Raw genomic sequence first — 23311 nt, forward strand, 5'->3', positions numbered from 1 at the left:
ATTGCGGGCCGCTCACGACCTACACAGGAGAGCGCAATGAGCTCTGAAATTCTGGCGAAAACGCCCCTCCACGCGCTGCACCTGGAATTGGGCGCACGCATGGTGCCGTTCGCTGGCTACGAGATGCCGGTGCAATATCCGCTCGGCGTGATGAAGGAACACCTGCACACCCGCGAAGCCGCCGGGCTGTTCGACGTCTCGCACATGGGCCAGATCATCCTGCGCGGCGCCGGCGCCGCCAAGGCGCTGGAGAGCCTGGTACCGGTGGATATCGTCGACCTGCCGGTGGGCATGCAGCGCTACGCCATGTTCACCGACGCCAATGGCGGCATCCTCGACGACCTGATGGTCGCCAACCTGGGCGACGACACGCTGTTTCTGGTGGTCAACGCGGCCTGCAAGCATCAGGACCTGATGCACCTGCAGCAGCACATCGCCAACCAGTGCCAGATCGAATCGCGCTTCGAGCGCGCCCTGCTCGCCCTGCAGGGCCCCAGGGCGGTCGACGTACTCACCCGCCTGGCACCTGAAGTCGCGAAGATGACCTTCATGCAGTTCGCCGCGGTACGCCTGCTCGGCGTCGATTGCTACGTCAGCCGCTCGGGCTACACCGGTGAGGATGGCTACGAAATCTCCGTGCCCGCCGCCCATGCCGAAGCCCTGGCACGCAGCCTGCTGGCCGAGCCCGAAGTGCAGGCGATCGGCCTGGGCGCCCGTGACTCGCTGCGCCTGGAGGCCGGCCTGTGCCTGTATGGCCACGACATGAGCACCGACACCACGCCGATCGAGGCGAGCCTGCTCTGGGCGATCTCCAAGGCGCGACGGGCCGATGGCACTCGCCCAGGCGGCTTCCCGGGTGCCGAGCGGATCTTCGCGCAGCAGCGGGAAGGCGTCGCCCGCAAACGTGTCGGCCTGCTACCCCAGGAACGCACGCCGGTACGTGAAGGTGCGGAACTGGTGAATGCCGAGGGCGAGCTCATCGGTCAGGTGTGCAGCGGAGGCTTCGGCCCGAGCCTGGGCGCACCGCTGGCCATGGGGTACGTACGGAGCAGCCACGTCGCCGTGGACAGCGATGTATGGGCCCTGGTGCGCGGCAAGCGCGTCGCCATGAAGGTCGCCAAGACCCCGTTCGTGGCGCAGCGCTACTACCGGGGCTGATCTCCTGCCGGGTTCAACCAACAGTCGGGCGGCACCTCGGCCGCCCGGCCTGCCCATCAGCCTGCGTCCAGGCAACTGCGCCGGTTGCTGAAGGCTTCACGGCGCATGTCCCGCACATCCAGAGAAATGCTTTCGACCTCCGGCAGGCGCTCCACCAGCGAGCGCACGATGGCCATCGACAGGGCTTTCTTCTGCTCGTCCGTACGGCCGGCCAGCAGGTAGAAGATCACATGCAGGAAATCGCCCTGACTGCCGCCGACACTGTAGTGGTCGTAGAGGCTCAGGCGTACCTTCACCTCACCCTCCCTGAACAATCCGGTGCCCATCGCGGCGTCATGCACCAGAGCGACCAACTCATCGCCACCGAGCGTTTTTTCCAGTGAGCGCGGGGCCTCGACAAGACAATGCGGCATGGGATTTCCTGCACTGATAAATATCGTCATACGTTATCACACAACATTTCTTATTATCTGGCCGGCGGCCAAGGTCGTATAGTTGGCCCATGCGGACATACAGAAATTAGCCGCCGCGATAACTGAAATGCAGGCTTCATGCGGGTTTTCCCACATTATGGAATCGCAAAGGAGCGACGTGAACGGGCCTGACGGAACATTTCATCAGAGTGCGTTGACAAGCCGATTCAGAGCTGCAGATAATCAGCGGCAATGTTGTATGACAACAGAACCTAATAAAAACAAAAAAGGTCGCACCATGAAGACTGTCGCCTTCACGTCATCCGCACCACGCCAACTCGCCTTGGGCTCCCTTGCCCAGTCTGCCGCATTCATCTCGATACCTGCGCGCCACCTATTCGCCGACGGCTAGGGCCTGAAGCAGAGTCCTGTGTGTCTGCACGCAGGTCTGTCGCCCTGCACGGGGCTATCCATACCTTCCTCACGGCATGTCGATCGGTGATTGGCAGAGGATGGTCTGTTCAAAAAACGGGAGCACAACAACAATGACACCACGCAAGATCATCTCGCTGGGCCTCATCGGCGCAGGCAGCATGGCCCTCGCCCTGCCCTTCGCAGCCCAGGCCGAAGGTTTCGTCGACGACGCCAAGGTTTCCCTGAACCTGCGCAACTTCTACATCAACCGGAACTTCACCAACCCGGCCAACGCCCAGAGCAAGGCCGAAGAGTGGACGCAGAGCTTCATCCTCGATGCGCGCTCCGGTTACACCCCTGGCGTGGTCGGCTTCGGTGTCGATGCCCTGGGCATGCTCTCGGTCAAGCTCGACGGCGGTGGCGGCACCTACGGCACCGGCCTGCTGCCGCGCCATGACGATGGTCGCCCGGCGGATGACTACGGTCGCCTGGCCCTGGCTGCCAAAGCCAAGATCTCCAAGACCGAACTGAAGGTCGGCGAGTGGATGCCAGTGCTGCCGATCCTGCGTGCCGACGATGGTCGTTCCCTGCCGCAGACCCTGCGTGGTGGCCAGGTCACGTCCAACGAGATCACCGGCCTGACCCTGTATGGCGGTCAGTTCCGCCAGAACAGCGAGCGTAACAACGCGAGCATGGAAGACCTGATCTACGCAGGTGCCGCTTCCGACCGCTTCAACTTCGTCGGTGGCGAATACAAGTTCAATGGCGACCGCACCCTGATCGGCCTGTGGGGCGCGGAACTCAAGGATATCTACGAGCAGCAGTACGTACAGCTGACCCACAGCCAGCCGATCGGCGACTGGACACTGGGCGCCAACCTCGGCTACTTCCAGGGCGAAGACGATGGCTCGGCCAAAGCCGGCAAGCTGGACAACAAGGTCTACTCCGGCCTGTTCTCCGCCAAGTACGGCAGCAACACCGTCTACGTCGGCCTGCAGAAGGTCAGCGGCGACACCGGCTGGATGCGCGTTTCGGGCACCAGCGGCGGTACCCTGGCCAACGACAGCTACAACTCCAGCTACGACAACGCCAAGGAGAAATCCTGGCAGGTGCGTCATGACTTCAACTTCGCCGGTGTGGGCGTTCCTGGCCTGACCCTGATGAACCGTTACATCAGCGGCAGCAACGTGCATGTCGGCACCACCGACGATGGCAAGGAATGGGGCCGTGAAACCGAGCTGGCCTACGTGATCCAGAGCGGCGCGTTCAAGAACCTGAGCATGCGCTGGCGCAACGCGAGCATCCGTCGCGACTACAGCGCCAACGAGTTCGACGAGAACCGCCTGATCTTCAACTACCCGCTGTCGATCCTGTAAGGCTGCATCGCATCGTTTTACTCCAGTGTCATGGCACAGTTGGCCCGTCCTCGTGACGGGCTTTTTTATGCATGGCGAAAAAGCCGGCCTGGGCGAAGCGTCGAGGTGCCGCGCCCGGTGCGGGCAGGCCGGTTGCCGACCCGCCCCCCTCGTTCAGCGCAGACGCTTCTCGCGCATCGCCGCCTGGTGAGCGGCCCTGGCCAGATCGCAGCCATCCTCGGCAAGCAGGTACGCGGCTTCGCTGATGTGCTGTATGTCCAGGCCGTCGGCCTGGGTGATGCTCATGGCGGCGAGACTGTGCAGCAGGCCGCACACCGCCCTGAAACGCTGCTGGGCGCTTTCATGCAGGTCGGCGTAGGAACAACGGCTGTCGATCAGCAGCACTGGGGTGGTGGTCGGGTTGCTGGATAGCGGGAGGAAGTCAGTCATGGCAGCCTCCGTGCTCGTGATCAGCAGGGCAGCATGCGGACGGATCGAGGGCGTGTGGATGGGTCATGGTGTAGTGCTCCTAACGTATTGCTGGAGCTGCCACGAACCGTCGCCAAACGATCATGGGTGGCAGCCGTGCGCAGGTTGGCGAACCGGGACGTTAGGCACCCGGCAGACCCGAAGGTCTCCCGCGCACGGCCACCATAAAACGACACTGCGGGCGTAAAAAAAGCGCCTGCAAATGTGTTTTTGGCGCCTGTGCGCCTAACGTAGATCGGGTCGCCAAACCCGGCCGCTGATTGTGCAGCGGCCTGCGCAGGTTAGCGCGGGGCCTGCTCGAGGGCAAGCGGGCGGCCATTGCCCCAACCCGGCCGACAGGGGCGTCATGCATGAAACCGCAGGCGAGGCTTCGTGAGCGATGCAGCGCTTTGGTTTAAACTGCCGCGCCCGGCAACCGATAGCCCCCATGACCCCTGCCAATCTGGATTTTCTCCACCAGCACCTCAGCCGTGCGCTCGATGACGCACCGGCGCACACCCTGCGCCTGTTCCATGGCCGTGGTCGTTGCTGGGAAGGGCTCGAACACATCACCGTCGACTGGCTGCAGGGCATCGTGCTGGTGTGCCTGTTCAGGGAGCCGCCGGCCGATGAACTCGAGGCCCTGCAGACGATGTTGCTGCAAGTGAGCCAGTCCGGCGAATGGCAGCGCAGCCAGGCCCACAGCCTGCTGCTGCAGCATCGCTATCAGACCGACAGCCCGATGCAGTGTCTGGTGGGCGAGTTGCCCGAAGAGTGGATCATCGAGGAAGACGGCCTGCGCTTTCTTCTCGACCTGGGTCGCAAGCAGAACACCGGGCTGTTTCTCGATATGCGCCTGGGCCGCCGCTGGGTCCGCGAGAATGCCAGCGGCCAGCGGATACTCAACCTGTTCGCCTATACCTGCGGATTCTCCATCGCGGCACTCGCTGGTGGTGCCGAGCATGTGGTCAACCTGGACATGGCCAAGGCGGCGCTGAGCCGCGGCCGTGACAACCATCGCCTCAACGGCCATGACCTGAGCCGGGTCAGCTTTCTGGGCCACGAGCTGTTCAAGTCATGGGGCAAGGTAAAACGCCACGGCCCCTATGATCTGATCATCATCGACCCGCCCTCCTTCCAGAAGGGCAGCTTCGCCCTCACCCGTGACTACCAGAAAATTCTCCGCAAGCTCCCCGAGCTGCTCAGTGCCGAAGGCCGCGTGCTGGCCTGCGTCAACGACCCCAACATCGGCAGCGACTTCCTGATCGCCGGCATGGCCAGCGAAGCACCCGAGCTGCGCTTCGAGCGGCGCCTGGAAAACCCGGCGGAGTTCCCCGATGCGCAGGCCGAAGGCGGCTTGAAGGCGATGCTGTTCAGCCGCTCTTGAACCAGTCCCACACGCCCAGCGAAAACCCGGAAAACAGGTTGATACCCAGGGCCGACTTGAGCAGATAGAGAAACAGCAACCCCAGCGCCAGCGACACCAGCAGAAACACGCTGACGCCTATCGCCTTGGCGGTCAGCGACAGCTCCTGCTGGGCTCGACTGAGGTCGCGCTTGTTGCGCCCGGCCAGCAGCACGAAGTAATAGCGCCAGCGCCACAGCTTGACCGTACCGCGCAGATCCAGACTATGCCGGCCCCACTGACGCGCCCCGAAAGCGACCTGAAGCGCATCGAGCTGCTCGGCGCTGAAGGAGTCCCTGAGGTCGTCGGGCAGACGCTCCTTGAGGCCCTTGATGAAAGGATCCTGCTCACCCATGGTCGTTTCTCCAGATAGCCGAACCCTTCAGGGCAGACACCTTAACAGCCCTTGCAGAGAGTTTAAAAAGGTAAACGAGGCCGCCAGCGCAAAGCCGTGGCGCCGCCACGAAAACAGGTGAGCCGTAGCGCAGCGGGGTAACGGCCGAAAGCTGGTCCGCAGGGCGAAGGAGGCGAGCCGAAAGCGGCGTTTACGCGTCGTGAACGAGCATGTCGACAGGGGACAGCACACGGCTCTGTCTACCAGAAAGCGCAGATCGTTTTTCGATACCTGCCAAACGAAAACGGGCCCCGTCATCAGCGATGACGGGGCCCGTTCGATTCGCGCGTCGAGGTTTAGCGGGCGGCGAACGCCGCGCAGAAACCACTGACGTTGTCTGCACCACAGATGTTGTTGACCGAGGTCATCAGCATCTGGCTCGGCGTAGCCTGGAAGTCTACCGACATCATCACGCTCAGCGCGGTGATGGTGACGATCGAGAACACGAACAGCTTGCGTGCCCAGACCTTGTCATCGACTGCCTTGTAGCCCGACACCCCCATCCACAACCAGTAGGCACCGCTGACCACCGCTACCACGAAGTAGCTGTAACCGGCGTAACCACTGATGGTCAGCATCAGGGTGGCGACCAGGAACGCGGCGATGTACAGGACGATGCTGCGCTTGGCAGCAGGAATGCCCTTGATCACCGGCAACACCGGAATGTTGGCGGCCTGGTAGTCATTGAAACGAAAGATCGCGATCGCGTAGGAGTGAGGCATCTGCCAGAGGCTGAAGATCAGCAGCAGAATCGCCGCACCTACATCGAACTCGTTGCTTACAGCGCAATAGCCCACAACAGGGGGAGCGGCGCCCGACAGACTGCCAACCAGGGTTCCATAAACCGAATTCCGCTTGAGGTACAGGCTGTACAGCCCGACGTAGACGACGAAGCCCATCAGGACCAAGGCGACAGCAAGCAGGTTCGTGGCTTTATAGAGCAAGGCAACGCCTGCAATCCCGAGGATGCAGGCGTAAACGATGGCATGAGTCGGCGGAACCAGGCCTTTTACCAGCACCCTGTTCTTGGTCCGCTCCATCTTTTCATCGATGTCCCTATCGATGTAGTTGTTGAACACGCAACCGGAAGCAATGACCAGAGCGACGCCGAGCGCTGTTGCCAGGAACAGCATCAGGTCGATATCCCCCTTCGAAGCCAGGAAGAAGCCACCGGCAACGGAAATCATGTTTCCGAAGACGATGCCCGGCTTGGTCAGGAGCAGGTATTGCTTGAACATCAGGCTGCTCTCTTTTTAGTTGGCCATCATGTAGTAGTGCATGCTCCAGATGATCCAGATCGAGAGCGCTACGACGATGATGGTGATCAGGATGGTGAACGCGAACGCCACCGTATTCCAACGCTGCTCGGACGAGGTGTTCATGTGCAGGAAGTACACGAGGTGTACGTAGATCTGCACGACCGCGAAAGCGACGATGGTGAACAGCGTGGCCGCTTTCGACATGACGGGGTTCATCACGATCGCGAACGGGATCACGGTGAGGATTACCGACAGTACGAAACCGACTACGTAATCCTTGGTGCTGCCATGGCTCGCGCCGGCGGCAGAGTGGTGATCATGAGCCATTACAGAGCCCCCATCAGATAGACAACGGTAAACACGCAGATCCACACCACGTCGAGGAAGTGCCAGAACAGGCTCAGGCAGCTCAGGCGGGTCTGGGTAACCGGCGTCAGGCCGCGGCTGGCGACCTGATGCATCATCACCGCCATCCACACCAGACCGGCACTGACGTGCAGACCGTGGGTGCCGACCAGGGTGAAGAACGCGGACCAGTAAGCACTGACCTGCGGAGCGGCACCTTCGTGGATCAGGTGATGGAACTCGTACAGCTCGATCGAGATGAACACCACACCGAACAGGAAGGTGGCTGCCAGCCAGGACAGCACCTTGCCTTTATCGCCACGGTACATGGCCAGCATGGCCATGCCGTAGGTGATGCTCGAGAACAACAGGGCGAATGTTTCGACCAGAACGAGTTTCAGGTCGATCAGATCCTTCGGAGTAGGACCGCCGGCGTACGCGGTGCTGAGCACCGCGAAGCCTGCGAAGATACTCGCGAACAGGATGCAGTCGGTCATCAGGTAAATCCAGAACCCGAAGACCTTCATCTCACCCGCGTCGTGGTGATGTTCGTGCTCATGCTCATCGGCATGAGCAGCGTGGTTGCTGATCACTTCACTAGACATGGTTTAAGCCTGCTTAGCCTTTGCTTGAATGTGTGCCTTCTCGATGCGTTCGATTTCATCGGGCTGCACGTAGTAGTCGACGTCCGTGTTGTAGCTGTTGCGAATCAGGACGGCGAAGGTACCCACGAAGCTCAATGCAGCCAGCCACCAGATGTGCCAGATCAGCGCGAAACCGAAGGCCAGAGCACCTACGGACATGATCAGGCCAACGCCGGTGTTCTTCGGCATGTGGATCGGCGAGTACTTGGTGGGCGCAGCCGGCAGACCGTCACGCTTCATTTCGTGGAACTCGTCGATACGATCACCACGCGGGGTTACCGCGAAGTTGTAGAACGGCGGTGGCGACGAAGTCGACCATTCCAGGGTACGAGCGTCCCATGGGTCGCCAGTCACGTCGGCCAGTTCCTTGCGCTTGATGATCGACACAGCGAACTGGATCAGGGTGCAGAGGATACCGATACCGATCAGCACGGCGCCGACCACGGCGATGTGCAGCCACGGCTCCCATTCCGGGTTGGTGGTGCTGTTCAGACGACGGGTCATGCCCATGAAGCCGAGGATGTACAGCGGCATGAACGCCAGGTAGAAACCGACGATCCAGAACCAGAACGATGCCTTGCCCCAACCTTCGTGCAGCTTGAAGCCGAACGCTTTCGGGAACCAGAAGGTGATACCGGCCATGTAGCCGAATACCGCACCGCCGATGATCACGTTGTGGAAGTGGGCGATCAGGAACAGGCTGTTGTGCAGCAGGAAGTCAGCACCTGGAACGGCCAGCAGTACGCCGGTCATACCACCGATGGAGAAGGTGATGATGAAGCCCAGGGTCCACAGGATCGGCGAAGTGAACTCCAGACGACCGCGGTACATGGTGAACAGCCAGGTGAAGATCTTCACACCGGTCGGGATGGCGATGATCATCGTCGCGATACCGAAGAAGGCGTTGACGCTGGCGCCGGAGCCCATGGTGAAGAAGTGGTGCAGCCATACCACGAACGACAGTACGGTGATCGCCACGGTAGCCCAGACCATCGAGGCATAGCCGAACAGACGCTTGCGAGCGAACACCGAGGTTACTTCGGAGAACACGCCGAAGGCCGGCAGGATCAGGATGTACACCTCAGGGTGGCCCCAGGCCCACAGGAGGTTGACGTACATCATCGGGTTGCCACCAGCTTCGTTAGTGAAGAAGTGGAAATCCAGGTAGCGATCCAGAGTCAGCATGCCGAGTACGGCGGTCAGAATCGGGAACGCGCCGCAGATGATCACGCTGGTGCACAGGATGGTCCAGGTGAAGATCGGCATTTTCATCAGGGTCATGCCAGGGGCACGCATCTTGATGATGGTCACGAAGAAGTTGACACCGGTCAGCAGCGTACCGATACCGGATATCTGCAGCGCCCATATGTAGTAGTCGACCCCGACTCCCGGACTGTACTCGATGCCTGACAGCGGTGGATACGCGACCCAGCCGGTCATGGCGAACTCGCCCACGAACAGCGAAACGTTGGTCAGCAGTACACCCACCACGAAGAGCCAGAAGCTCAGCGAGTTGAGGAACGGGAAGGCAACGTCGCGCGCACCGATCTGCAGCGGCGTGACGATGTTCATCAGACCGACCACCAGTGGCATGGCCACGAAGAAGATCATGATCGTACCGTGAGCGGTGAAGATCTGATCGTAGTGGTGCGGTGGCAGATACCCTTCGGAGCCGCCAGTGGCGATCGCCAGCTGGGTACGCATCATGATCGCGTCGGCGAAGCCGCGCAGCAGCATGACCAGGGCGACGATGATGTACATCACGCCGATTTTCTTGTGGTCGACCGAAGTCAGCCATTCGTGCCACAGGTAGCCCCACTTCTTGAAGTAGGTCAGGGCGGCGAACAGCCCGAGACCACCCAGCACCACGGCAATCATCGTGACGACAAGGATGGGCTCGTGCAGGGGTATTGCATCTAGTGTCAGCTTTCCGAACATCGTTTATTCCTCCGCACCTGAATCGTGCGCGGCTTCGCTCACAGGGTTGCTCTTGTAATCGATGTACTGGCCAAGGATCTGACGGAACAGACCAGGCTGAGCGTTGAAGTACTCGACGGGGTTGTTCTCGCTTGCCTTGCTCAGCAGCTGGTAGCTACCGTTGAAGTCCAGCGTGTTCGGCGACTGTTTGACCTTGGCCACCCACTGCTCGAACTCTTCGTTGCTGGTCGCATGAGTCTTGAACTTCATGCCCGAGAAACCGTGACCGCTGTAGTTGCCCGATACGCCGAAGAACTCGCCCGGCTCGTTAGCAATCAGATGCAGCTGAGTGCGCATGCCGCCCATGGCATAGACCATGCCGCCCAGCTGCGGGATGAAGAAGGTATTCATCACGGTCTGAGAGGTGATCTGGAAGCTCAGCGGGGTGTTCGCAGGAACGTACAGTTCATTGACGGTAGCGATGCCCTGCTCCGGGTAGATGAACAGCCATTTCCAATCCAGCGAAACCACTTCGACGACCAGTGGTTTGACATCGGATTCGATCGGCTTGTACGGGTCCAGCTCGTGCGTGGTCTTCCAGGTGATGACCGCCAGTACGGCGATGATCACGCAAGGAACGCCCCAGACGATGGCCTCGATCTTGTGCGAATGAGCCCACTCGGGCGCGTAGGTCGCGTCCTTGTTCGAGGAGCGATAGCGCCAGGCGAACAGAATGGTCATGAAAATGACGGGTACCACCACGATCAGCATCAGCAGAGTGGCGGTAATGATGAGGTTGCGCTGCTCAATGCCGATCTGGCCTTTCGAATCGAAAAGAATCCAATCGCAGCCACTCAGGGAGACGGCCACGACAATCGTCAGAAGCGTGCGGAACAAGCGGTGGTACTTCTCTTCTCTCATTTCACGACCTTCAGCAAAGTGATATCCCACATAGCGTTCTGTTCAGCCTGATGCCCAATACGGCAGGGCATGCCAGGAAAACGGTGCACAGGCGCACCGAAATCGTTTCAGCATCGAAACTACTAAACGGAGGGGGCGACATTTTCGGTTACGCAGCCAAAAAAACCAACCGCATAACGACGATGGGCCTACAAATAGTCAGGGTGTATAGCTCGCCCCGCACTGCCCCAGCCCTACACCGCCGGCCGCAACCCTGCGCCCGGTGATATCTCGCTCAGCTCGCAAAGCCCCATGTGGCCGCACCTGTAGCGCGAGCCGAAACCGCGGCCCGCTGGCGGGCCGCGAATGGATGGATGAGTTGCGACTTATAATAGTGGCTCATATCGGCGCGATTGCGCGGCAATATGTCGCACAGCAATAACCCTGAAAAAAGCAGGGCATTGCCTCAAATCACGATCCTTCTACAGGCTTCCAATCACAGTAGCAGCCAACCGACATGGTATTGGCCGCGGAAACACTGCGGTTCGCCGAAAGCGCGTCGAGAATCGGTTCCACGAAACTGTTCGAGGAGTTGCACACCAACCCCTCGCTGTAGGGGCCAGCATAAGCCAGACGCCCCTGCTGATCCCAGATGGCGATGGCCGGGCTGGCCGGAATCGACTCCATGCCCTCCAGCGACTCAAGAGGCGTGAGCTTGCCGCGCAGGAACGGCAGCATTTCGCCCTCGCTTCCCGGCTTCTGCACACTGTAGAACTCGACGCCGGAAAAGCGGTAGAGGCTGATCAGATAATTGAGGTGGGCATCGGTTTCCTTGTGGCACGGGCACTGGGGGTCCCAGAAATGCACCACGCGGATCTTGCCCGGCCCGGCGAGCTCGGCGGGCAGTTTCAGCCCGCCGCCCTGAAAGAATACCGCCTGCTGTTCCTGATCGCCGAAGGGGCGCAGGTAGGCGACACCAAAACGGCCCCACACCCACGCCCCGATCGCCAGCACGATGGCCAGCAGCAGCAGGCACAGAATCAGCAGGAAGCGCTTGGACGGAGCGGTCTGATCCTTGCTCATCTACTCGGGCTCACGGCCGTACTTGATACGGAACTGCTTTTCCATTTCCTTGCAGCTATCGGTAGCGAACGAGCGCGAGGTCGGCTTGGCCGTCGGGTCATTCGCCTTGACCCAGCAGGCCTGAATGGCACCCAGCTCGTTGGCTTGAATGTCGGCGGTCTGCTCGCGGGTGATGGCGTAGATGATGATGCCGAACACCAGCACGATGAACCCCAGACCCAGCAGGGTCAGCCACAGACAGCCACCGCGCTTGCCAGTGTCTGGCTGCTCAGTGGATGGATTGCGTGCCTTGTCGTCGCTCATGATCTACCCCTGCCGAAGAGGGTGCGGAACATAGCATTTTTACTCTGGGCGGGGCAGGGGCCAAAAAGCACACATGAAAATCAGGGTTATCGCCCTCCCCTGCCCCGCCGGGGCGCAGAAGCGCGCCATCAGGGGGCTCTGCGGCAGGCGCCCGAGCCTCTCCGGCCGACAGCCGACATACGCCGTTACGACCCGTGTGCCGGCCCGGGGAACCCGCCGATCGTCCCGCCAACCGTAGCCTCTGGCGCCCTGCCTGGCTGGCCAAGCATGCCTCATCAGGGCGGCGGGCAAATTTCTGGTCAAACCTATTGCGGTGAACTTCACTCATACCTTGTGAGGGCTGAATTGTATTGCGGGTGCCGCACGATCCAGGCTGATCAGCTCTCGGATATCCCATGCCGGCAGGAATGCCGGAGCCAGAGGAGAAGAGTCATGATCAATCACATTTGGGGGCTACTGGCCAATCCGGGCCGCGAGTGGCGCAACATCGACCGGGAAAAGGAAAGCATCACGCGCCTTTACGCCCATCACGTACTACTGATGGCACTCATTCCCGTCGTCAGTGCCTTCATCGGCACCACCCAAATCGGTTGGCATCTGGGTGGCGAGGCCTACAAGGTGGCGATCCCCACGGCAGCAGCGCTGGGTATCGTGTTCTATATCCTGATGCTGGTCGGCGTCGCCATCATGGGTAACGTCATCCACTGGATGTCGGATTCGTTCGCCAGCCGCCCGAGCCGTCGCCGCTGCATCGTCTTCGCCGGCTACGTGGCCACGCCGCTGTTCATCGCCGGTATCGCGCTGCTGTACCCGAAAGCCTGGTTGCTGCTGATGGTCGGCATCATCGCCCTCGCCTACAGCGCTCGCCTTCTTTATGTAGGCATGCCGGCGTTTCTGCGCATTCCGGTCAACGAGGGCCTGACCATCTCGGGAGGTACCCTGGCGATCGGCGTGCTGGTACTGGAGCTGATTCTGGCACTGACCGTAGCGCTCTGGGGCCTGGGCTTCAACGACTACGCGGTAAGCTGGTCGCTGTTCCGCTAACCGCCAGCCCCACCCGCCAAGCCTGGAGCCGCAGGTTGCGAGCCTGCGAAGGCTCGTCACTTGCGGCTCCTGGTTTACAGGTCGGTCATAGAAACCAGCGGTACTCGCGGGCACTGATGCTGTCCATGAACGCCAGGTGATCCTGGCGTTTGTTCTCGCAATAGACCATCACGAACTCCTCGCCCAGCCCGGCATTCACCGCCGGGTGATGGCGCATGGCTGCGACCGCGGAAAGCATGTCCATGGGGAAATCGATACCGCTCTGGCGGTTCTCGTTCAACGGAGCGATGGGCTCGATGCGCTGCTCCAGACCATGCTCCATGGCCGCCAGAATCGCCGCCAGCACCAGATAGGGGTTGGCGTCGGCACCCGCCAGGCGGTGTTCGATGCGCAGGTTGCGGGCATCCGAATCGGGGATACGCACGCAGGCGTCACGATCTTCATGCCCCCAACTGGCGCGACTCGCCGCATTCACCCGCGAGCCGTAGCGTCGGTAGGCATTGTGATGGGCGGCGAAGATCGGCATGCAATGCGGCAGCCATGCCAGGCAGCCGGCCACGGCGTGACGTAACGGCCGCTGTTCATCGATGGCCAGCAAGTTGTTGCCCTGCGCGTCATAGAGGCTGACGTGCACGTGCATGCCGCTGCCGGGAGCATCGAGATAGGGTTTGCTCATGAAGCTGGCCCGATGGCCATTCTTGAGCGCCACGCCGCGGGTAAGCCGAGTGAAGAGCGCTGCCCAGTCCGCCGCCTGCAGGCCGTCGTCACAGTGACCGAAATTGATCTCGAACTGCCCCGGGCCAATTTCCGCAGTGATCACGTTGGCATCGATGCCCTGCTCCTCGGCCGCCTCGACGATCTCGTGCAGCACCGTGGAAAAACGCGACAGCCGGTCGATATGCAGGGTGGGCTGATCGTCCTCGTCGCCACACAGGCTGTCGCGCGGGTACTGGGGCAGCCCGTCCTTGAGGGCACGGTCGAACAGATAGAACTCCAGCTCGAAAGCCACTACCGGACGAATGCCCTTGGCCGCCAACCGCTGCAGAACCCGCGACAGCACCTCCCGTGGCTCGAACTCGATGGGCGATTCGGTGCCATCGGAGCTGATCAGCATCTGCCCCAGGGGCTGGCTTTCCCAGCGTACCGGCTTGAGCGTGCCGGGAATCAGCCGGCGCGTGGCATCCGGGTCGCCATCGTTGAAGCAGTAGTCGCCGATCACGTGCAGGCCGCCCTGTGCGCCGAGCAGCACGCAGTTCTGCGGCAGCTTGAGCTGGCTGCCGGCGGCGACCTTCTCCAGCATGTCGATGGGATAGCGTTTGCCATAGAAGTGCCCGGGAATGTCCAGACAGATCAGGTCCACGTAGCGGACGTCAGGGTGAGCGGCGCGAAAGGCGCGGACTTCGTCGAGCAGGTTGTCGGTGGTCATGGCGAGGATCCCGTGTCCGCTCAGCGGAACACCCAGAGTACCCGTGCGGGCTGATCGGTAAGGTTGGCGTAACGAAAGTGGCGATGGGGCGGCAACTGGAAGCTGTCGTCGGGGCCCAGAGTGATGGGATCGGGCTGATCGTCCAGCCAGATGCTCAACTGCCCTTCGAGCACGAAGCCGCCCTGCTCCGAACTGTCGTTCAGGTGCCCGTCACCACTGGTGGCGCCAGGCGCCAGGTGACTCTCCAGCATGGCAAAGCCAGCCGACATGCTCGGCGACACCAGCACATCGGTGATCCCTCCGGCGTAGTAAAGCGTGCGACGCTCCCCGGGCCGGGTGACCCAGGGCAACGCCCGGGGCTTGGCAAGGCTGTAGAAATAGGTGGTCGGCACCCCGAGGGTCTCGCTGATGGCGGTCAGATCCGCCACGGTCGGCCGTGACAGGCCACGTTCGACCTGGGACAGAAAACCCACCGAGCGACCGATACGGGCGGCCAGCTCACCCAACGTCAGGTTCTTGTGCTTGCGCAGGTCGCGAATCAGGATCGCGAGCCCCTCGATTTCTTCTTGCATGTCCATGCTGCTGTCCTTCATATGCTGTCGCGCAGCCGGTACCAGGCCTTGCCCGCCGCTTCGAGCGGCGCAGCCAGCCACGAGCCGCCGGGAAACCGCGGGTTGCCGATGCGTTGATAGAGTGCCAGCAACTGTTCATCGCCGAGAATCGAATCGCTCACCGCCCGCGCCGCGGCCAGGGTCGGCAGCACGCCGTGGCCGGAAAAACCCTGCAGCCAGTAACGCTGGTCCTGGCGGCCAACATCGGGTGTGCGCTTCAGGGTGACATCGATATGCCCGCCCCAGCCAAACTCGATATCCACACCGGCGAGCTGCGGAAACACACGTTCCAGATAGGGCCGAGTAGCCGCGGGCACGTCGCTGGGCAATCCACCCAGATAGGTACAACCACCGCCGAACAGCAGGCGGTTGTCCGGCGTGAGGCGGAAATAGTCGGGGACGAATTGGTTGTCGATCACGCAACTGTCATGGGGCAACAGCGATCGCGCCAGCTGTGGCTCGAGCACCGCCGTCGCCACCTGATAGGAACCCACCGGCAGAATGCGCCGGGACAGGGATCTGTCCAGATCGTCGAGGTAGGCATTACAGGCCAACACCAGCACATCGGCCCGTACTTCACCTTGGTCGGTACGCGCACGGTAGCCGCCAGCCGACGCTTCGTACGCGAGCACCTGGCTCTGTTCGAAGATCAGCCCCCCAGCCTGCTCGATGGCCGTCGCCAGGCCCTGGGCCAATTTCAGCGGATTGAGATGGGCGCCCCGGGCGTCATGCAGCGCAGCGATGTAGCGCGGGCTATCGACCCACTCACGCAGTTCCTCGCCCTCGATCAGGCGCAGATCCCCGTAGCCCCATTTGTGCAGCGCTTCGCTCTGCGCCTCGCGCAACTGACCGACACGCCGCTGCTGGACCGCAGTCCACAAGCTGCCGAGCCGGTAATCGACCTCGAAACCATGGCGCCCAGGCAACTCGCGCATTTCTTCGGCAGCCCAGCACATGCTGTCCCAGAGGCGCCGCGCGCCGTCGGGGCCAAGCGCCCTTTCCAGCGGCGGCATATCGCAGGACCAGCCCAGCAAGGCCTGCCCGCCGTTACGCCCGGACGCCGCCCAGGCGACCCGGCTGGCTTCCAGCAGCACCACGCGCTTGCCAGCCAGGGCCAGGCGCAGGCCGGTATGCAGCCCGCTGAAACCAGCGCCGATGATCAGCACGTCACAATCGAGACTGGCGTCCAGGCTGGGGCGAAGCGGAATCGAGCCGGGATAGCTGCCAGCGTAATAAGTGCCGATATGCTGGGAGGACTGCTTGAACATGAAATGAAATTATCGAAAGATATTTCATGAAAAAATACTACATTAATTTCATATCGCCAAGCAGGTTCCAACCGAAGGCACCTTTTCCCGGGATGAACGAACCGTTGGGCCGCGACCGGGTCGAAGCCCCCACAACAATCGAAGCACTGGCGACTGCATGACCGAAAGCGGCCATCGAGTACAGTTCGCCCTTGCCCAGGAGCCTAGAAATGATCCGACGTTCACACCTGACCACTCCCCTCTTGCTGGCCTGCGGCATTCTGCTGATCGCCGGTTGCGCCAGCCGGGAAGAAGACGCTGCCACGGCGCCCCCCCATCAGGATCCGGCCACGGTGGTGACGCCTGAACAACAGGCAGGTGACGACGACTTCCAACGCCTGAACAGCCTCGCGCAGCGCGGCGACCTGGACAGCCAGTTCAAGCTCGGCAGCTTCTACTTCGTCGGCAAACCGCAAAAGGATCTCAAGCAGGCCGAGTACTGGTGGAAACAGGCAGCCGATCGCGGCCATGCCGAAGCGGCCGTGAGCCTCGCCTACCTGTATACAGGACGCGACAACCCGGAATTCGGCAACCCGCAGGCCATGCTCAAGTACCTGAATCAGTCCGCCAGTAGCGGCAACCCCATGGCTCAGCACATTCTCGGCAACCTCTACATGCGCGGTATCCAGGGTGTCGAACGCGACCCCAACCAGGCCCGCCGCCTGTTCCAGAGCGCCTGCCGACAGAACTACGCAGCCAGCTGCAAGGCGCTGGACAGCAAGCCGGGCGCCTGATCAACACCTGCCCGCCGAGCGCGTGCCGTGTGGATTTTGCGTACCGATAGCCGTGGCGCGTCGTGCTTATCGCTTATCATCGCCGACCTGCCACCATCGGCGACAGCGGCGGCATCAGGGCATACAGAATGGAAACTCAAGACAGGCAGGGATGACATGAGCAACAGACAACTGGACGACATCAGTAAATTTCTCAGCTTCGTGCTCAGGCACGAGCCTCAGGCAATCGGGCTGCAGCTGGACAGCGAAGGCTGGGCCTCCATCGACAGGTTGATAGAAGGTGCAGCCCGAGAAGGCCGCGACCTGGATCTGCAACTGATCCGGGCCGTGGTCAGCGGCAGCGACAAGAAACGCTTCGGTATTTCCGAAGACGGATTGCGGATTCGCGCGGTACAAGGGCACTCCACTGCCGACGTGCAGCTTCAGCACACCGAGAAGCAGCCCCCCGAGTGGCTCTACCACGGTACTGCCACGCGTTTCCTGCCCGCCATCGAACGCGAGGGGCTGATCCCCGGGGCTCGCCACCACGTGCATCTATCTGCGGACAGATCGACGGCCATGGACGTGGGCAAACGCTACGGCACCCCGGTGCTCCTGAAAGTCGAAGCCCTGCGCATGCACCAGCAGGGCTTCAAGTTCTTCCAGGCGGATAACGGCGTGTGGCTGACGGACAAGGTGCCCGTCGAGTTCTTCGATTAGCCCAACGCCTGCAACGCCTCGTCCAGCGCCGAGACCAACAGGTCGGCATGCGGCTTCTCGAAGGCCAGCAGCGGGCGAATCTTCAGGATATTTTCCAGCGGCCCGGCCGCGCTGATTAGCACACCACGCTCTCGCATGCCGTTGACCACACGCCGCGTCTGCTCCGCTGCCGCGGCCTTGCTTGCCCGGTTGCTCACCAGCTCGACACCAATGAACATCCCGGCGCCGCGCACATCGCCGATCCACTCGTGACGCTCACCCAGCTTGCCGAGCTCGTCGAGCAGGTAACCGCCGACCTGCGCCGAACGTTGCAGCAGGCCTTCGTCGCGAATCACATCCAGCACGGCCTGGCCGGCGGCGCAGGACACCGGGTTGCCGCCGAAGGTATTGAAGTAGCGCATGCTGCGCCCGAACGGTTCGAGCACCTCGGGACGCACCACCACCCCGGCAATCGGCTGTCCATTGCCCATCGGCTTGCCCAGGCTGACCAGATCCGGTTGCACCGCGTGCCGCTGGAACCCCCACATGCAATCGCCGGTACGGGCAAAACCGCACTGCACTTCGTCGGCGATATACAGCAGCCCCTCGGCCTGAGCGATGGCAACCGCTTCGCTGATGCAGCCCTGGGGGCCGGGGAAGATACCGTCACTGGCGAAGATGCCGTCGATCAGCAGCGCTGCCGGCTTGATGCCATTGGCGCGCAGATCGGCGATGGCGGCACGCACGTCTTCGGCGAAGCGCTTGCCCGCCTGCTCGGCGCCCAGGCGATAGGCGTCCGGCGCACGCACGGTGCGTGCATGGGCGGGCAGCTGGATGCTGGCCCCCAGCGACGGTGACAGAGCGGAAATGTCGCCGGTAACGCCGTGGTAGGCGAACCGGGTGATGATCACCCCGGTGCCGCCGGTGTAGTGGCGGGCGATGCGCAGGGCCAGGTCGTTGGCTTCGCTGCCGGTGCAGGTGAACATCACCTGCTGCAGGGCAGCGGGAAAGGTCGCCAGCAGGTTCTCGGCGTAATCGAGAATGCCTTCCTGCAGATAGCGGGTGTGGGTATTCAGGCGTGCCGCCTGCTCGGCGATGGCCTGCACCACCCGCGGGTGGCAGTGGCCGATGGAGGCGACGTTATTGTAGGCATCCAGATAGGCACGCCCAGCTTCGTCGTACAGCCATACGCCCTCCCCGCGCACCGTGTGCAGCGGGCGCTCGTAGAACAGCCGATAGGCAGGGCCAAGCAGCCGCTCCCGGCGTTCGATCAGGCTTCGTTCTTTTTCGCTCAACCGCGCCGCATCGGCGGCGTTGAATCCGTTGATCATGCTCATGGCTGCAGCGCTCCCCGACAGGCCTGATGAATTCGCTCCCGCGCCGTATCGCTGGGGATGGCCGCCAAACCACGCAGACTGGCACTCGCCTGGCGCACGTTGCGCAGGATGTAGTCACGATTTTCCGGGTGCAGGCTGGCCCGCCAGGCGGTGATGCTGATGGTCATCACCAGCCGCGTGGCGATCAGTTCGGCAAGAATGTCCAGCTCGGCATCGCGCAACGGATTGAGGCGGTGGTAGGCCGCGATGAAGGTCAGCGCCGGCGCCAGCACGTCACCTTCGCGGCCCAGCTGATAGGCGGCTGCCACGCCCACTTCATTGATCAGCGGCGCGTGCACCATATCGCCGAAGTCGAGGATGTTGAGCAGTCGCTCCGGATGCCGGGGGTCGACGATGACGTTGTGCGGGTTCAGATCGTTATGGATGACCTGCGCACGCAGTTGCGGATAACGCGGCTGTGCATGGCGCTCGAAGGCATCCAGCGCCTGCGTCACCCGATCACGCAGTTCACCGTCATCTATATGCTGCAGCAATGGTCGCAACCGCGCCGCCTGCTGCATGTCCCACAGCAGCTCGTGGCTGGAGGCGGGGTGGTGAAAGTCGCCTAGCGCGCGGTCGAGCCGCGCCATCGCCTCGCCCAGGTTATGGCGAAGCGCGGAGCTGCGCTGCTCGACCTGATGCAGCGGCAAGCCATCGACGAAGGAGAACAGACGCACCAGCATCTGCTGCCCCTCTACCTCGACCCTGGCCAGATAACGCCCGTCGCGCGCGGCGTACACGCGCTGCACGGGGAGTTCTGGATCGGCCCGCTGGATATGCAGCAAGGCCTGATTCTGGAAGTCCACCACCTGAGGGTTCTCCAGGGGATGGGAAATTTTCAGCAGGTAGGATGAGCCGTCCGCACAGGACAGCTGGAAATTCAGGTCGCGCTCGCCGGCCAACGGCCGAACGGCGCCCGATACGCCAAAGCACTCGCTGGCGATGGCGCCGGCCCGTACCGGGCCGACCCGGGCCGGTTGCGCCTGCAACAAGGGGTCATGCACAACCAGGGTATTCAGCGACACATCCATACACTCCGCAATTGACTGGTTACTGGCGCTGCCCGGCTGCGTCTAGGCGGCCGGGCGGCGCGCGTTTACTTGCTGGCCCAGGCGTTGAAGCGCTGCTCCAGATCCTCGCCATGGTCGATCCAGAACTCGATATCCATGGCCCGTGCATTCTTCAGGTTCTGCGGTGCCGTCGGCAGGCTGCCCTGGATCGCCGGATCGATCAGCTCGATGGTATGGGTATTGGTCGGGCCGTAGGGAATCCCCTCGGCGTAGACCTTCTGCAGTTCCGGGGTGCTGGCCATGGCGATGAATGTCTCGGCCAGCGCCTTGTTCTTGCTGCCCTTGACGATCGCCCAGTGGTCCAGATCATAGAGGCTGCCGTTCCATTGCATGACGAAATCACGGCCTTCCCTCTGCGCCGTGGTGACCCGACCGTTGTACGCCGAGGTCATCACCACGTCCCCCGCGGCCAGCCATTGCAGCGGCTGTGCACCGGCTTCCCACCACTGGATGTTCGACTTGATCTGATCGAGCTTGCGGAACGCCCGCTCGACGCCTTCGTCGGTCCCCAGCACCTTGTAGAGATCCGCCTGCGCCACGCCGTCGGCGAGCAAGGCGAATTCGAGGGTGAACTTGGCGCCACGACGCAGGCCACGCTTGCCAGGGAATGTCTTCACGTCCCAGAAATCCGCCCAGCCGGCCGGCGTGCCCTTGAGCTTGCTGCTGTCGTAGGTCAGCACCGTCGACCAGATGAAGATACCGGCGCCGCATTCGCTTACCGCTTCCGGGATGAAGTCTTCACGCTTGCCGATGCTCGCCCAGTCCAGCGGCTCGAACAGCCCTTCACTGCAACCACGGATCAATTCCGGGGTCTCCACTTCTACGACATCCCAGGTGACCTGACCGGTATCGGCCATGACCTTGATCTTGGCCATCTCACCGTTGTACTCGGACGCCTCGATGCGCACGTTCTCGCGCGCTTCGAAAGGTTTGTAGAAGGCTTTTTCCTGTACCACCTTGTTGTCACCGCCGAAGGAAACCACGGCAAGCTTTTCAGCCGCTTGCACGGTCGCGGCGCTGCAGGTGATGGCGATCAGTAATGCGGTTTTCTTGAACATTGAGGGGTGCTCCTGGCAGGGCCTCACTTGGCACTGGTTAGGTAAGGGCAGCTTCAAGGAAGAAACACCGATGCTTTACCGACAAGAACCACTAGGGTCTGTTGCCGTTTCAGCACAAGCCGCGTTACCGCAATACTGCGTTTCTCGCCGGCTCATTTGGCCAGCCAAACTTCGCGGCTCGTGCCTTGCCTCGCGGCAAAACGGGCTCCGGCGCGGCAGTGCTGAAATGACAACAGACCCTAAGCACCCGGGATGGAGCGGGAGCCTAGCGCTGTAGGGCTGACAGGATTCATCAGGCCATCTGATTATTGTTGTTGGCTGGCACGGCAGAGCCATTAAAGCACCACAAAAAATATGATGCATCATATTTTTAATTGAGCCATGATCCATCCAGGCAGTAGTGCCTGAACACGCCTTCTATTCCGGGAGATACGCCATGAGCGATCAGAAAACGCTGCTGCTGACCGGCGCCAGCCGTGGCATCGGCCATGCCACGGTGAAGCATTTCAACGCGGCCGGTTGGCGAGTATTCACCGCCTCGCGGCATGACTGGGTGGCTGAATGCCCGTGGGCGGAAGGCAAGCTCAACCATATCCATCTGGATCTGGAAGACATCGAGCACCTTGAAGAAAGCCTGCCGCTGATCCGCGAAAAGCTCGGCGGGCGCCTGGATGCGCTGGTCAACAATGCCGGCGTATCGCCCAAGGGCGAAGAAGGCCAGCGCCTCGGTGTGCTGGCCAGCGACTACGCGACCTGGATCCAGGTGTTCAACGTCAACCTGTTCTCCACCGCCCTGCTCGCCCGCGGCCTGTTCGAAGAGCTGAAGGCAGCCAAGGGCAGCATCATCAACGTCACCTCCATCGCCGGTTCACGGGTGCACCCTTTCGCCGGGTCGGCCTACGCGGCCTCCAAAGCCGCCCTTTCCGCCCTGACCCGCGAGATGGCTCATGAATTCGGCTGCCACGGCGTGCGGGTCAATGCCATCGCGCCGGGGGAGATCGACACCTCGATTCTTTCCTCGGGTACCGAACTGATCGTCGAGCGCGACATTCCCATGCACCGCCTGGGCAAACCCGAAGAAGTGGCGTCGCTGGTACATTTTCTGTGCACCTCGGGCGCAGGTTACGTGAACGGTGCGGAGATTCACGTCAATGGCGGGCAGCACGTGTGAGGCGGCCGGAGTAGAATCCGCCTGCGACCCGCTGCACAAGAGAACGCCATGAAGTACCCCATCGAAGGCCTCAGCCACGCCTACCTCGGCAGTGGCGTTTATGCACTGCTGCGCGAGGCACTGATCACCGGCCGCTTCCGGCCTGATGACCGTCTGCGCATACGCGATCTGGCCGAACAGCTGGGGACCAGCGTCACCCCGGTGCGCGACGCCATTCTGCAACTGGCCAAGGAGAAGGCCCTGGTCCTCAGAACGCCGCGAGATATCCGCGTGCCGGTACTGAGCCAGGAACAGTACGCCGAGATCCGCAGTATCCGTCTGGCGCTGGAAGGCCTGGCGGCGGAAACCGCAGCCGGCAAGGTGACGGCCGAGCAGTTGCAGATGCTGGAAGGCAATGTTCGCGACAATCTGCAAGCCGTGCACAGCGGTGAACTGGTCGCCGCGCTGAAGCTCAATCAGGCTTTTCATTTTGCCTTGGCAGATATTGCCGGCATGCCGCTGCTGCGCGATGTGCTCGATAGCCTGTGGATGCGCACCGGCCCACTGATCGCCCTGGCCTATGGCGACTTCAACGAGCGCATGGCCATCGAGCATCATTGGGAAGTGCTGCGTGCATTGCAAAAAGGCGACGGCGCGGCGGCGCGTCAGGCGATCTGCACCGACATTCTCGATGGCAATCAGAAGATGATGGAGTTCATTGCCAGGCGTGAGACCACGCTGGTCTGAGCACAGCGTTACCAACTGTGGCGGCAATGGCCCCAGGGATACCTGCCCTTGG

Annotated in this window: 24 protein-coding genes; 8 read left to right on the forward strand and 16 right to left on the reverse strand. The window is 61.9% G+C overall.

Translation table 11 applies throughout. The features are described 5' to 3' along the window. The first annotated feature begins 36 nt into the window (after positions 1 to 36). Positions 37 to 1158 (forward strand): glycine cleavage system aminomethyltransferase GcvT, encoded by a 1122-nt coding sequence (gene gcvT, locus QRN22_RS15360; protein ID WP_042555399.1) that lies wholly within the window; start codon positions 37 to 39, stop codon positions 1156 to 1158. A 56-nt stretch (positions 1159 to 1214) separates the two neighbouring features. On the opposite strand, the gene QRN22_RS15365 is transcribed toward gcvT, so the two are convergent. Beyond that, positions 1215 to 1571, reverse strand: a complete 357-nt coding sequence (locus QRN22_RS15365) for a 5-carboxymethyl-2-hydroxymuconate Delta-isomerase (RefSeq protein WP_042555398.1) — start codon at positions 1569 to 1571, stop codon at positions 1215 to 1217. A gap of 545 nt (positions 1572 to 2116) precedes the next feature. On the opposite strand from QRN22_RS15365, the gene QRN22_RS15370 reads away from it, so the two are divergent. Continuing rightward, a complete protein-coding gene (locus tag QRN22_RS15370; protein WP_042555397.1) occupies positions 2117 to 3361 on the forward strand; it encodes an OprD family porin in 1245 nt (414 codons plus the stop codon). 153 nt (positions 3362 to 3514) lie between these two features. On the opposite strand, the gene QRN22_RS15375 is transcribed toward QRN22_RS15370, so the two are convergent. Next, positions 3515 to 3790 (reverse strand): hypothetical protein, encoded by a 276-nt coding sequence (locus QRN22_RS15375; protein WP_042555396.1) that lies wholly within the window; start codon positions 3788 to 3790, stop codon positions 3515 to 3517. 466 nt (positions 3791 to 4256) lie between these two features. On the opposite strand from QRN22_RS15375, the gene QRN22_RS15380 reads away from it, so the two are divergent. Beyond that, the gene (locus QRN22_RS15380) at positions 4257 to 5195 is read left to right on the forward strand and encodes a class I SAM-dependent methyltransferase (protein WP_042555395.1); all 939 of its coding nucleotides are present in this window, start codon (positions 4257 to 4259) and stop codon (positions 5193 to 5195) included. On the opposite strand, the gene QRN22_RS15385 is transcribed toward QRN22_RS15380, so the two are convergent. From QRN22_RS15385 to QRN22_RS15420, 8 genes are all read right to left on the reverse strand, one after another. Further along, positions 5182 to 5568, reverse strand: a complete 387-nt coding sequence (locus QRN22_RS15385) for a hypothetical protein (protein WP_042555394.1) — start codon at positions 5566 to 5568, stop codon at positions 5182 to 5184. The two genes, QRN22_RS15380 and QRN22_RS15385, sit on opposite strands and share 14 nt — an antisense overlap. Before the next feature lie 335 nt (positions 5569 to 5903). After that, positions 5904 to 6848, reverse strand: a complete 945-nt coding sequence (cyoE, locus tag QRN22_RS15390) for a heme o synthase (RefSeq protein ID WP_218878656.1) — start codon at positions 6846 to 6848, stop codon at positions 5904 to 5906. 12 nt (positions 6849 to 6860) lie between these two features. Then, positions 6861 to 7193, reverse strand: a complete 333-nt coding sequence (locus QRN22_RS15395) for a cytochrome o ubiquinol oxidase subunit IV (protein ID WP_042555392.1) — start codon at positions 7191 to 7193, stop codon at positions 6861 to 6863. Next, a complete protein-coding gene (gene cyoC / locus QRN22_RS15400; protein ID WP_042555391.1) occupies positions 7193 to 7816 on the reverse strand; it encodes a cytochrome o ubiquinol oxidase subunit III in 624 nt (207 codons plus the stop codon). Before cyoC ends, QRN22_RS15395 begins: the two co-directional genes overlap by 1 nt. 3 nt (positions 7817 to 7819) lie before the next feature. Next, positions 7820 to 9793, reverse strand: a complete 1974-nt coding sequence (gene cyoB / locus QRN22_RS15405) for a cytochrome o ubiquinol oxidase subunit I (protein ID WP_042555390.1) — start codon at positions 9791 to 9793, stop codon at positions 7820 to 7822. A 3-nt stretch (positions 9794 to 9796) separates the two neighbouring features. Next, positions 9797 to 10693 carry a ubiquinol oxidase subunit II gene (cyoA, locus tag QRN22_RS15410; RefSeq protein ID WP_042555389.1) on the reverse strand — a complete coding sequence of 299 codons (897 nt, stop codon included), beginning with the start codon at positions 10691 to 10693 and terminating at the stop codon, positions 9797 to 9799. Positions 10694 to 11143: 450 nt separating this feature from the next. Further along, on the reverse strand, positions 11144 to 11755 hold the full coding sequence (locus QRN22_RS15415; RefSeq protein WP_042555388.1) for a DUF6436 domain-containing protein: 612 nt from the start codon (positions 11753 to 11755) through the stop codon (positions 11144 to 11146). Further along, the gene (locus tag QRN22_RS15420; protein WP_042555387.1) at positions 11756 to 12058 is read right to left on the reverse strand and encodes a hypothetical protein; all 303 of its coding nucleotides are present in this window, start codon (positions 12056 to 12058) and stop codon (positions 11756 to 11758) included. A 432-nt stretch (positions 12059 to 12490) separates the two neighbouring features. Between QRN22_RS15420 and QRN22_RS15425 the strand changes: the two genes are divergently transcribed. Next, complete coding sequence (locus QRN22_RS15425) at positions 12491 to 13102, forward strand: Yip1 family protein (RefSeq protein ID WP_156152762.1); 612 nt, start codon at positions 12491 to 12493, stop codon at positions 13100 to 13102. Between the two features lie 85 nt (positions 13103 to 13187). Here QRN22_RS15425 and QRN22_RS15430 read toward each other — a convergent pair whose 3' ends face one another. The 3 genes from QRN22_RS15430 to QRN22_RS15440 are packed head-to-tail and all read right to left on the reverse strand — an operon-like array spanning position 13188 to position 16407. After that, positions 13188 to 14528, reverse strand: coding sequence for a glutamine synthetase family protein (locus QRN22_RS15430; protein ID WP_042555386.1), 1341 nt, complete (start codon positions 14526 to 14528; stop codon positions 13188 to 13190). A gap of 20 nt (positions 14529 to 14548) precedes the next feature. Then, on the reverse strand, positions 14549 to 15106 hold the full coding sequence (locus QRN22_RS15435) for a helix-turn-helix domain-containing protein (protein ID WP_082045850.1): 558 nt from the start codon (positions 15104 to 15106) through the stop codon (positions 14549 to 14551). A gap of 11 nt (positions 15107 to 15117) precedes the next feature. After that, positions 15118 to 16407, reverse strand: a complete 1290-nt coding sequence (locus QRN22_RS15440; protein WP_042555385.1) for an NAD(P)/FAD-dependent oxidoreductase — start codon at positions 16405 to 16407, stop codon at positions 15118 to 15120. A gap of 209 nt (positions 16408 to 16616) precedes the next feature. Between QRN22_RS15440 and QRN22_RS15445 the strand changes: the two genes are divergently transcribed. Further along, positions 16617 to 17180, forward strand: coding sequence for a tetratricopeptide repeat protein (locus QRN22_RS15445; protein WP_042555384.1), 564 nt, complete (start codon positions 16617 to 16619; stop codon positions 17178 to 17180). Positions 17181 to 17336: 156 nt separating this feature from the next. Beyond that, complete coding sequence (locus tag QRN22_RS15450; protein WP_042555383.1) at positions 17337 to 17879, forward strand: RNA 2'-phosphotransferase; 543 nt, start codon at positions 17337 to 17339, stop codon at positions 17877 to 17879. Here QRN22_RS15450 and QRN22_RS15455 read toward each other — a convergent pair. The 3 genes from QRN22_RS15455 to QRN22_RS15465 form a co-directional block, all read right to left on the reverse strand. After that, entirely contained in the window at positions 17876 to 19195 is a 1320-nt protein-coding gene (locus QRN22_RS15455; protein ID WP_042555382.1) for an aspartate aminotransferase family protein, read from the reverse strand. The genes QRN22_RS15450 and QRN22_RS15455 overlap by 4 nt on opposite strands. After that, complete coding sequence (locus tag QRN22_RS15460) at positions 19192 to 20259, reverse strand: phosphotransferase (RefSeq protein ID WP_082045852.1); 1068 nt, start codon at positions 20257 to 20259, stop codon at positions 19192 to 19194. Before QRN22_RS15460 ends, QRN22_RS15455 begins: the two co-directional genes overlap by 4 nt. A gap of 71 nt (positions 20260 to 20330) precedes the next feature. Next, complete coding sequence (locus tag QRN22_RS15465; protein WP_042555380.1) at positions 20331 to 21362, reverse strand: ABC transporter substrate-binding protein; 1032 nt, start codon at positions 21360 to 21362, stop codon at positions 20331 to 20333. Between the two features lie 436 nt (positions 21363 to 21798). On the opposite strand from QRN22_RS15465, the gene QRN22_RS15470 reads away from it, so the two are divergent. Both QRN22_RS15470 and QRN22_RS15475 read left to right on the forward strand, forming a co-directional pair. Further along, complete coding sequence (locus QRN22_RS15470) at positions 21799 to 22533, forward strand: SDR family NAD(P)-dependent oxidoreductase (protein ID WP_042555379.1); 735 nt, start codon at positions 21799 to 21801, stop codon at positions 22531 to 22533. Between the two features lie 48 nt (positions 22534 to 22581). Next, complete coding sequence (locus QRN22_RS15475; protein ID WP_042555378.1) at positions 22582 to 23259, forward strand: GntR family transcriptional regulator; 678 nt, start codon at positions 22582 to 22584, stop codon at positions 23257 to 23259. Positions 23260 to 23311: the final 52 nt, after the last annotated feature.

The sequence above is a fragment of the Pseudomonas sp. MEJ086 genome, from assembly GCF_030209025.1.
Taxonomy (GTDB): Bacteria; Pseudomonadota; Gammaproteobacteria; order Pseudomonadales; family Pseudomonadaceae; genus Aquipseudomonas; species Aquipseudomonas fulva_A.

Excerpts from the sequence above, each read along its gene's own strand:
- QRN22_RS15455 (WP_042555382.1), bottom strand. The coding sequence starts at position 19,195 with ATGAGCATGATCAACGGATTCAACGCCGCCGATGCGGCGCGGTTGAGC.
- QRN22_RS15470 (WP_042555379.1), top strand. The coding sequence starts at position 21,799 with ATGAGCGATCAGAAAACGCTGCTGCTGACCGGCGCCAGCCGTGGCATC.
- cyoC (WP_042555391.1), bottom strand. The coding sequence starts at position 7,816 with ATGTCTAGTGAAGTGATCAGCAACCACGCTGCTCATGCCGATGAGCAT.
- QRN22_RS15435 (WP_082045850.1), bottom strand. The coding sequence starts at position 15,106 with ATGGACATGCAAGAAGAAATCGAGGGGCTCGCGATCCTGATTCGCGAC.
- cyoB (WP_042555390.1), bottom strand. The coding sequence starts at position 9,793 with ATGTTCGGAAAGCTGACACTAGATGCAATACCCCTGCACGAGCCCATC.
- QRN22_RS15445 (WP_042555384.1), top strand. The coding sequence starts at position 16,617 with ATGATCCGACGTTCACACCTGACCACTCCCCTCTTGCTGGCCTGCGGC.
- QRN22_RS15380 (WP_042555395.1), top strand. The coding sequence starts at position 4,257 with ATGACCCCTGCCAATCTGGATTTTCTCCACCAGCACCTCAGCCGTGCG.
- QRN22_RS15450 (WP_042555383.1), top strand. The coding sequence starts at position 17,337 with ATGAGCAACAGACAACTGGACGACATCAGTAAATTTCTCAGCTTCGTG.
- QRN22_RS15375 (WP_042555396.1), bottom strand. The coding sequence starts at position 3,790 with ATGACTGACTTCCTCCCGCTATCCAGCAACCCGACCACCACCCCAGTG.
- gcvT (WP_042555399.1), top strand. The coding sequence starts at position 37 with ATGAGCTCTGAAATTCTGGCGAAAACGCCCCTCCACGCGCTGCACCTG.
- QRN22_RS15370 (WP_042555397.1), top strand. The coding sequence starts at position 2,117 with ATGACACCACGCAAGATCATCTCGCTGGGCCTCATCGGCGCAGGCAGC.
- QRN22_RS15395 (WP_042555392.1), bottom strand. The coding sequence starts at position 7,193 with ATGGCTCATGATCACCACTCTGCCGCCGGCGCGAGCCATGGCAGCACC.
- QRN22_RS15440 (WP_042555385.1), bottom strand. The coding sequence starts at position 16,407 with ATGTTCAAGCAGTCCTCCCAGCATATCGGCACTTATTACGCTGGCAGC.
- cyoA (WP_042555389.1), bottom strand. The coding sequence starts at position 10,693 with ATGAGAGAAGAGAAGTACCACCGCTTGTTCCGCACGCTTCTGACGATT.
- QRN22_RS15475 (WP_042555378.1), top strand. The coding sequence starts at position 22,582 with ATGAAGTACCCCATCGAAGGCCTCAGCCACGCCTACCTCGGCAGTGGC.
- QRN22_RS15420 (WP_042555387.1), bottom strand. The coding sequence starts at position 12,058 with ATGAGCGACGACAAGGCACGCAATCCATCCACTGAGCAGCCAGACACT.
- QRN22_RS15415 (WP_042555388.1), bottom strand. The coding sequence starts at position 11,755 with ATGAGCAAGGATCAGACCGCTCCGTCCAAGCGCTTCCTGCTGATTCTG.
- QRN22_RS15465 (WP_042555380.1), bottom strand. The coding sequence starts at position 21,362 with ATGTTCAAGAAAACCGCATTACTGATCGCCATCACCTGCAGCGCCGCG.
- QRN22_RS15425 (WP_156152762.1), top strand. The coding sequence starts at position 12,491 with ATGATCAATCACATTTGGGGGCTACTGGCCAATCCGGGCCGCGAGTGG.
- QRN22_RS15365 (WP_042555398.1), bottom strand. The coding sequence starts at position 1,571 with ATGCCGCATTGTCTTGTCGAGGCCCCGCGCTCACTGGAAAAAACGCTC.
- QRN22_RS15385 (WP_042555394.1), bottom strand. The coding sequence starts at position 5,568 with ATGGGTGAGCAGGATCCTTTCATCAAGGGCCTCAAGGAGCGTCTGCCC.
- QRN22_RS15430 (WP_042555386.1), bottom strand. The coding sequence starts at position 14,528 with ATGACCACCGACAACCTGCTCGACGAAGTCCGCGCCTTTCGCGCCGCT.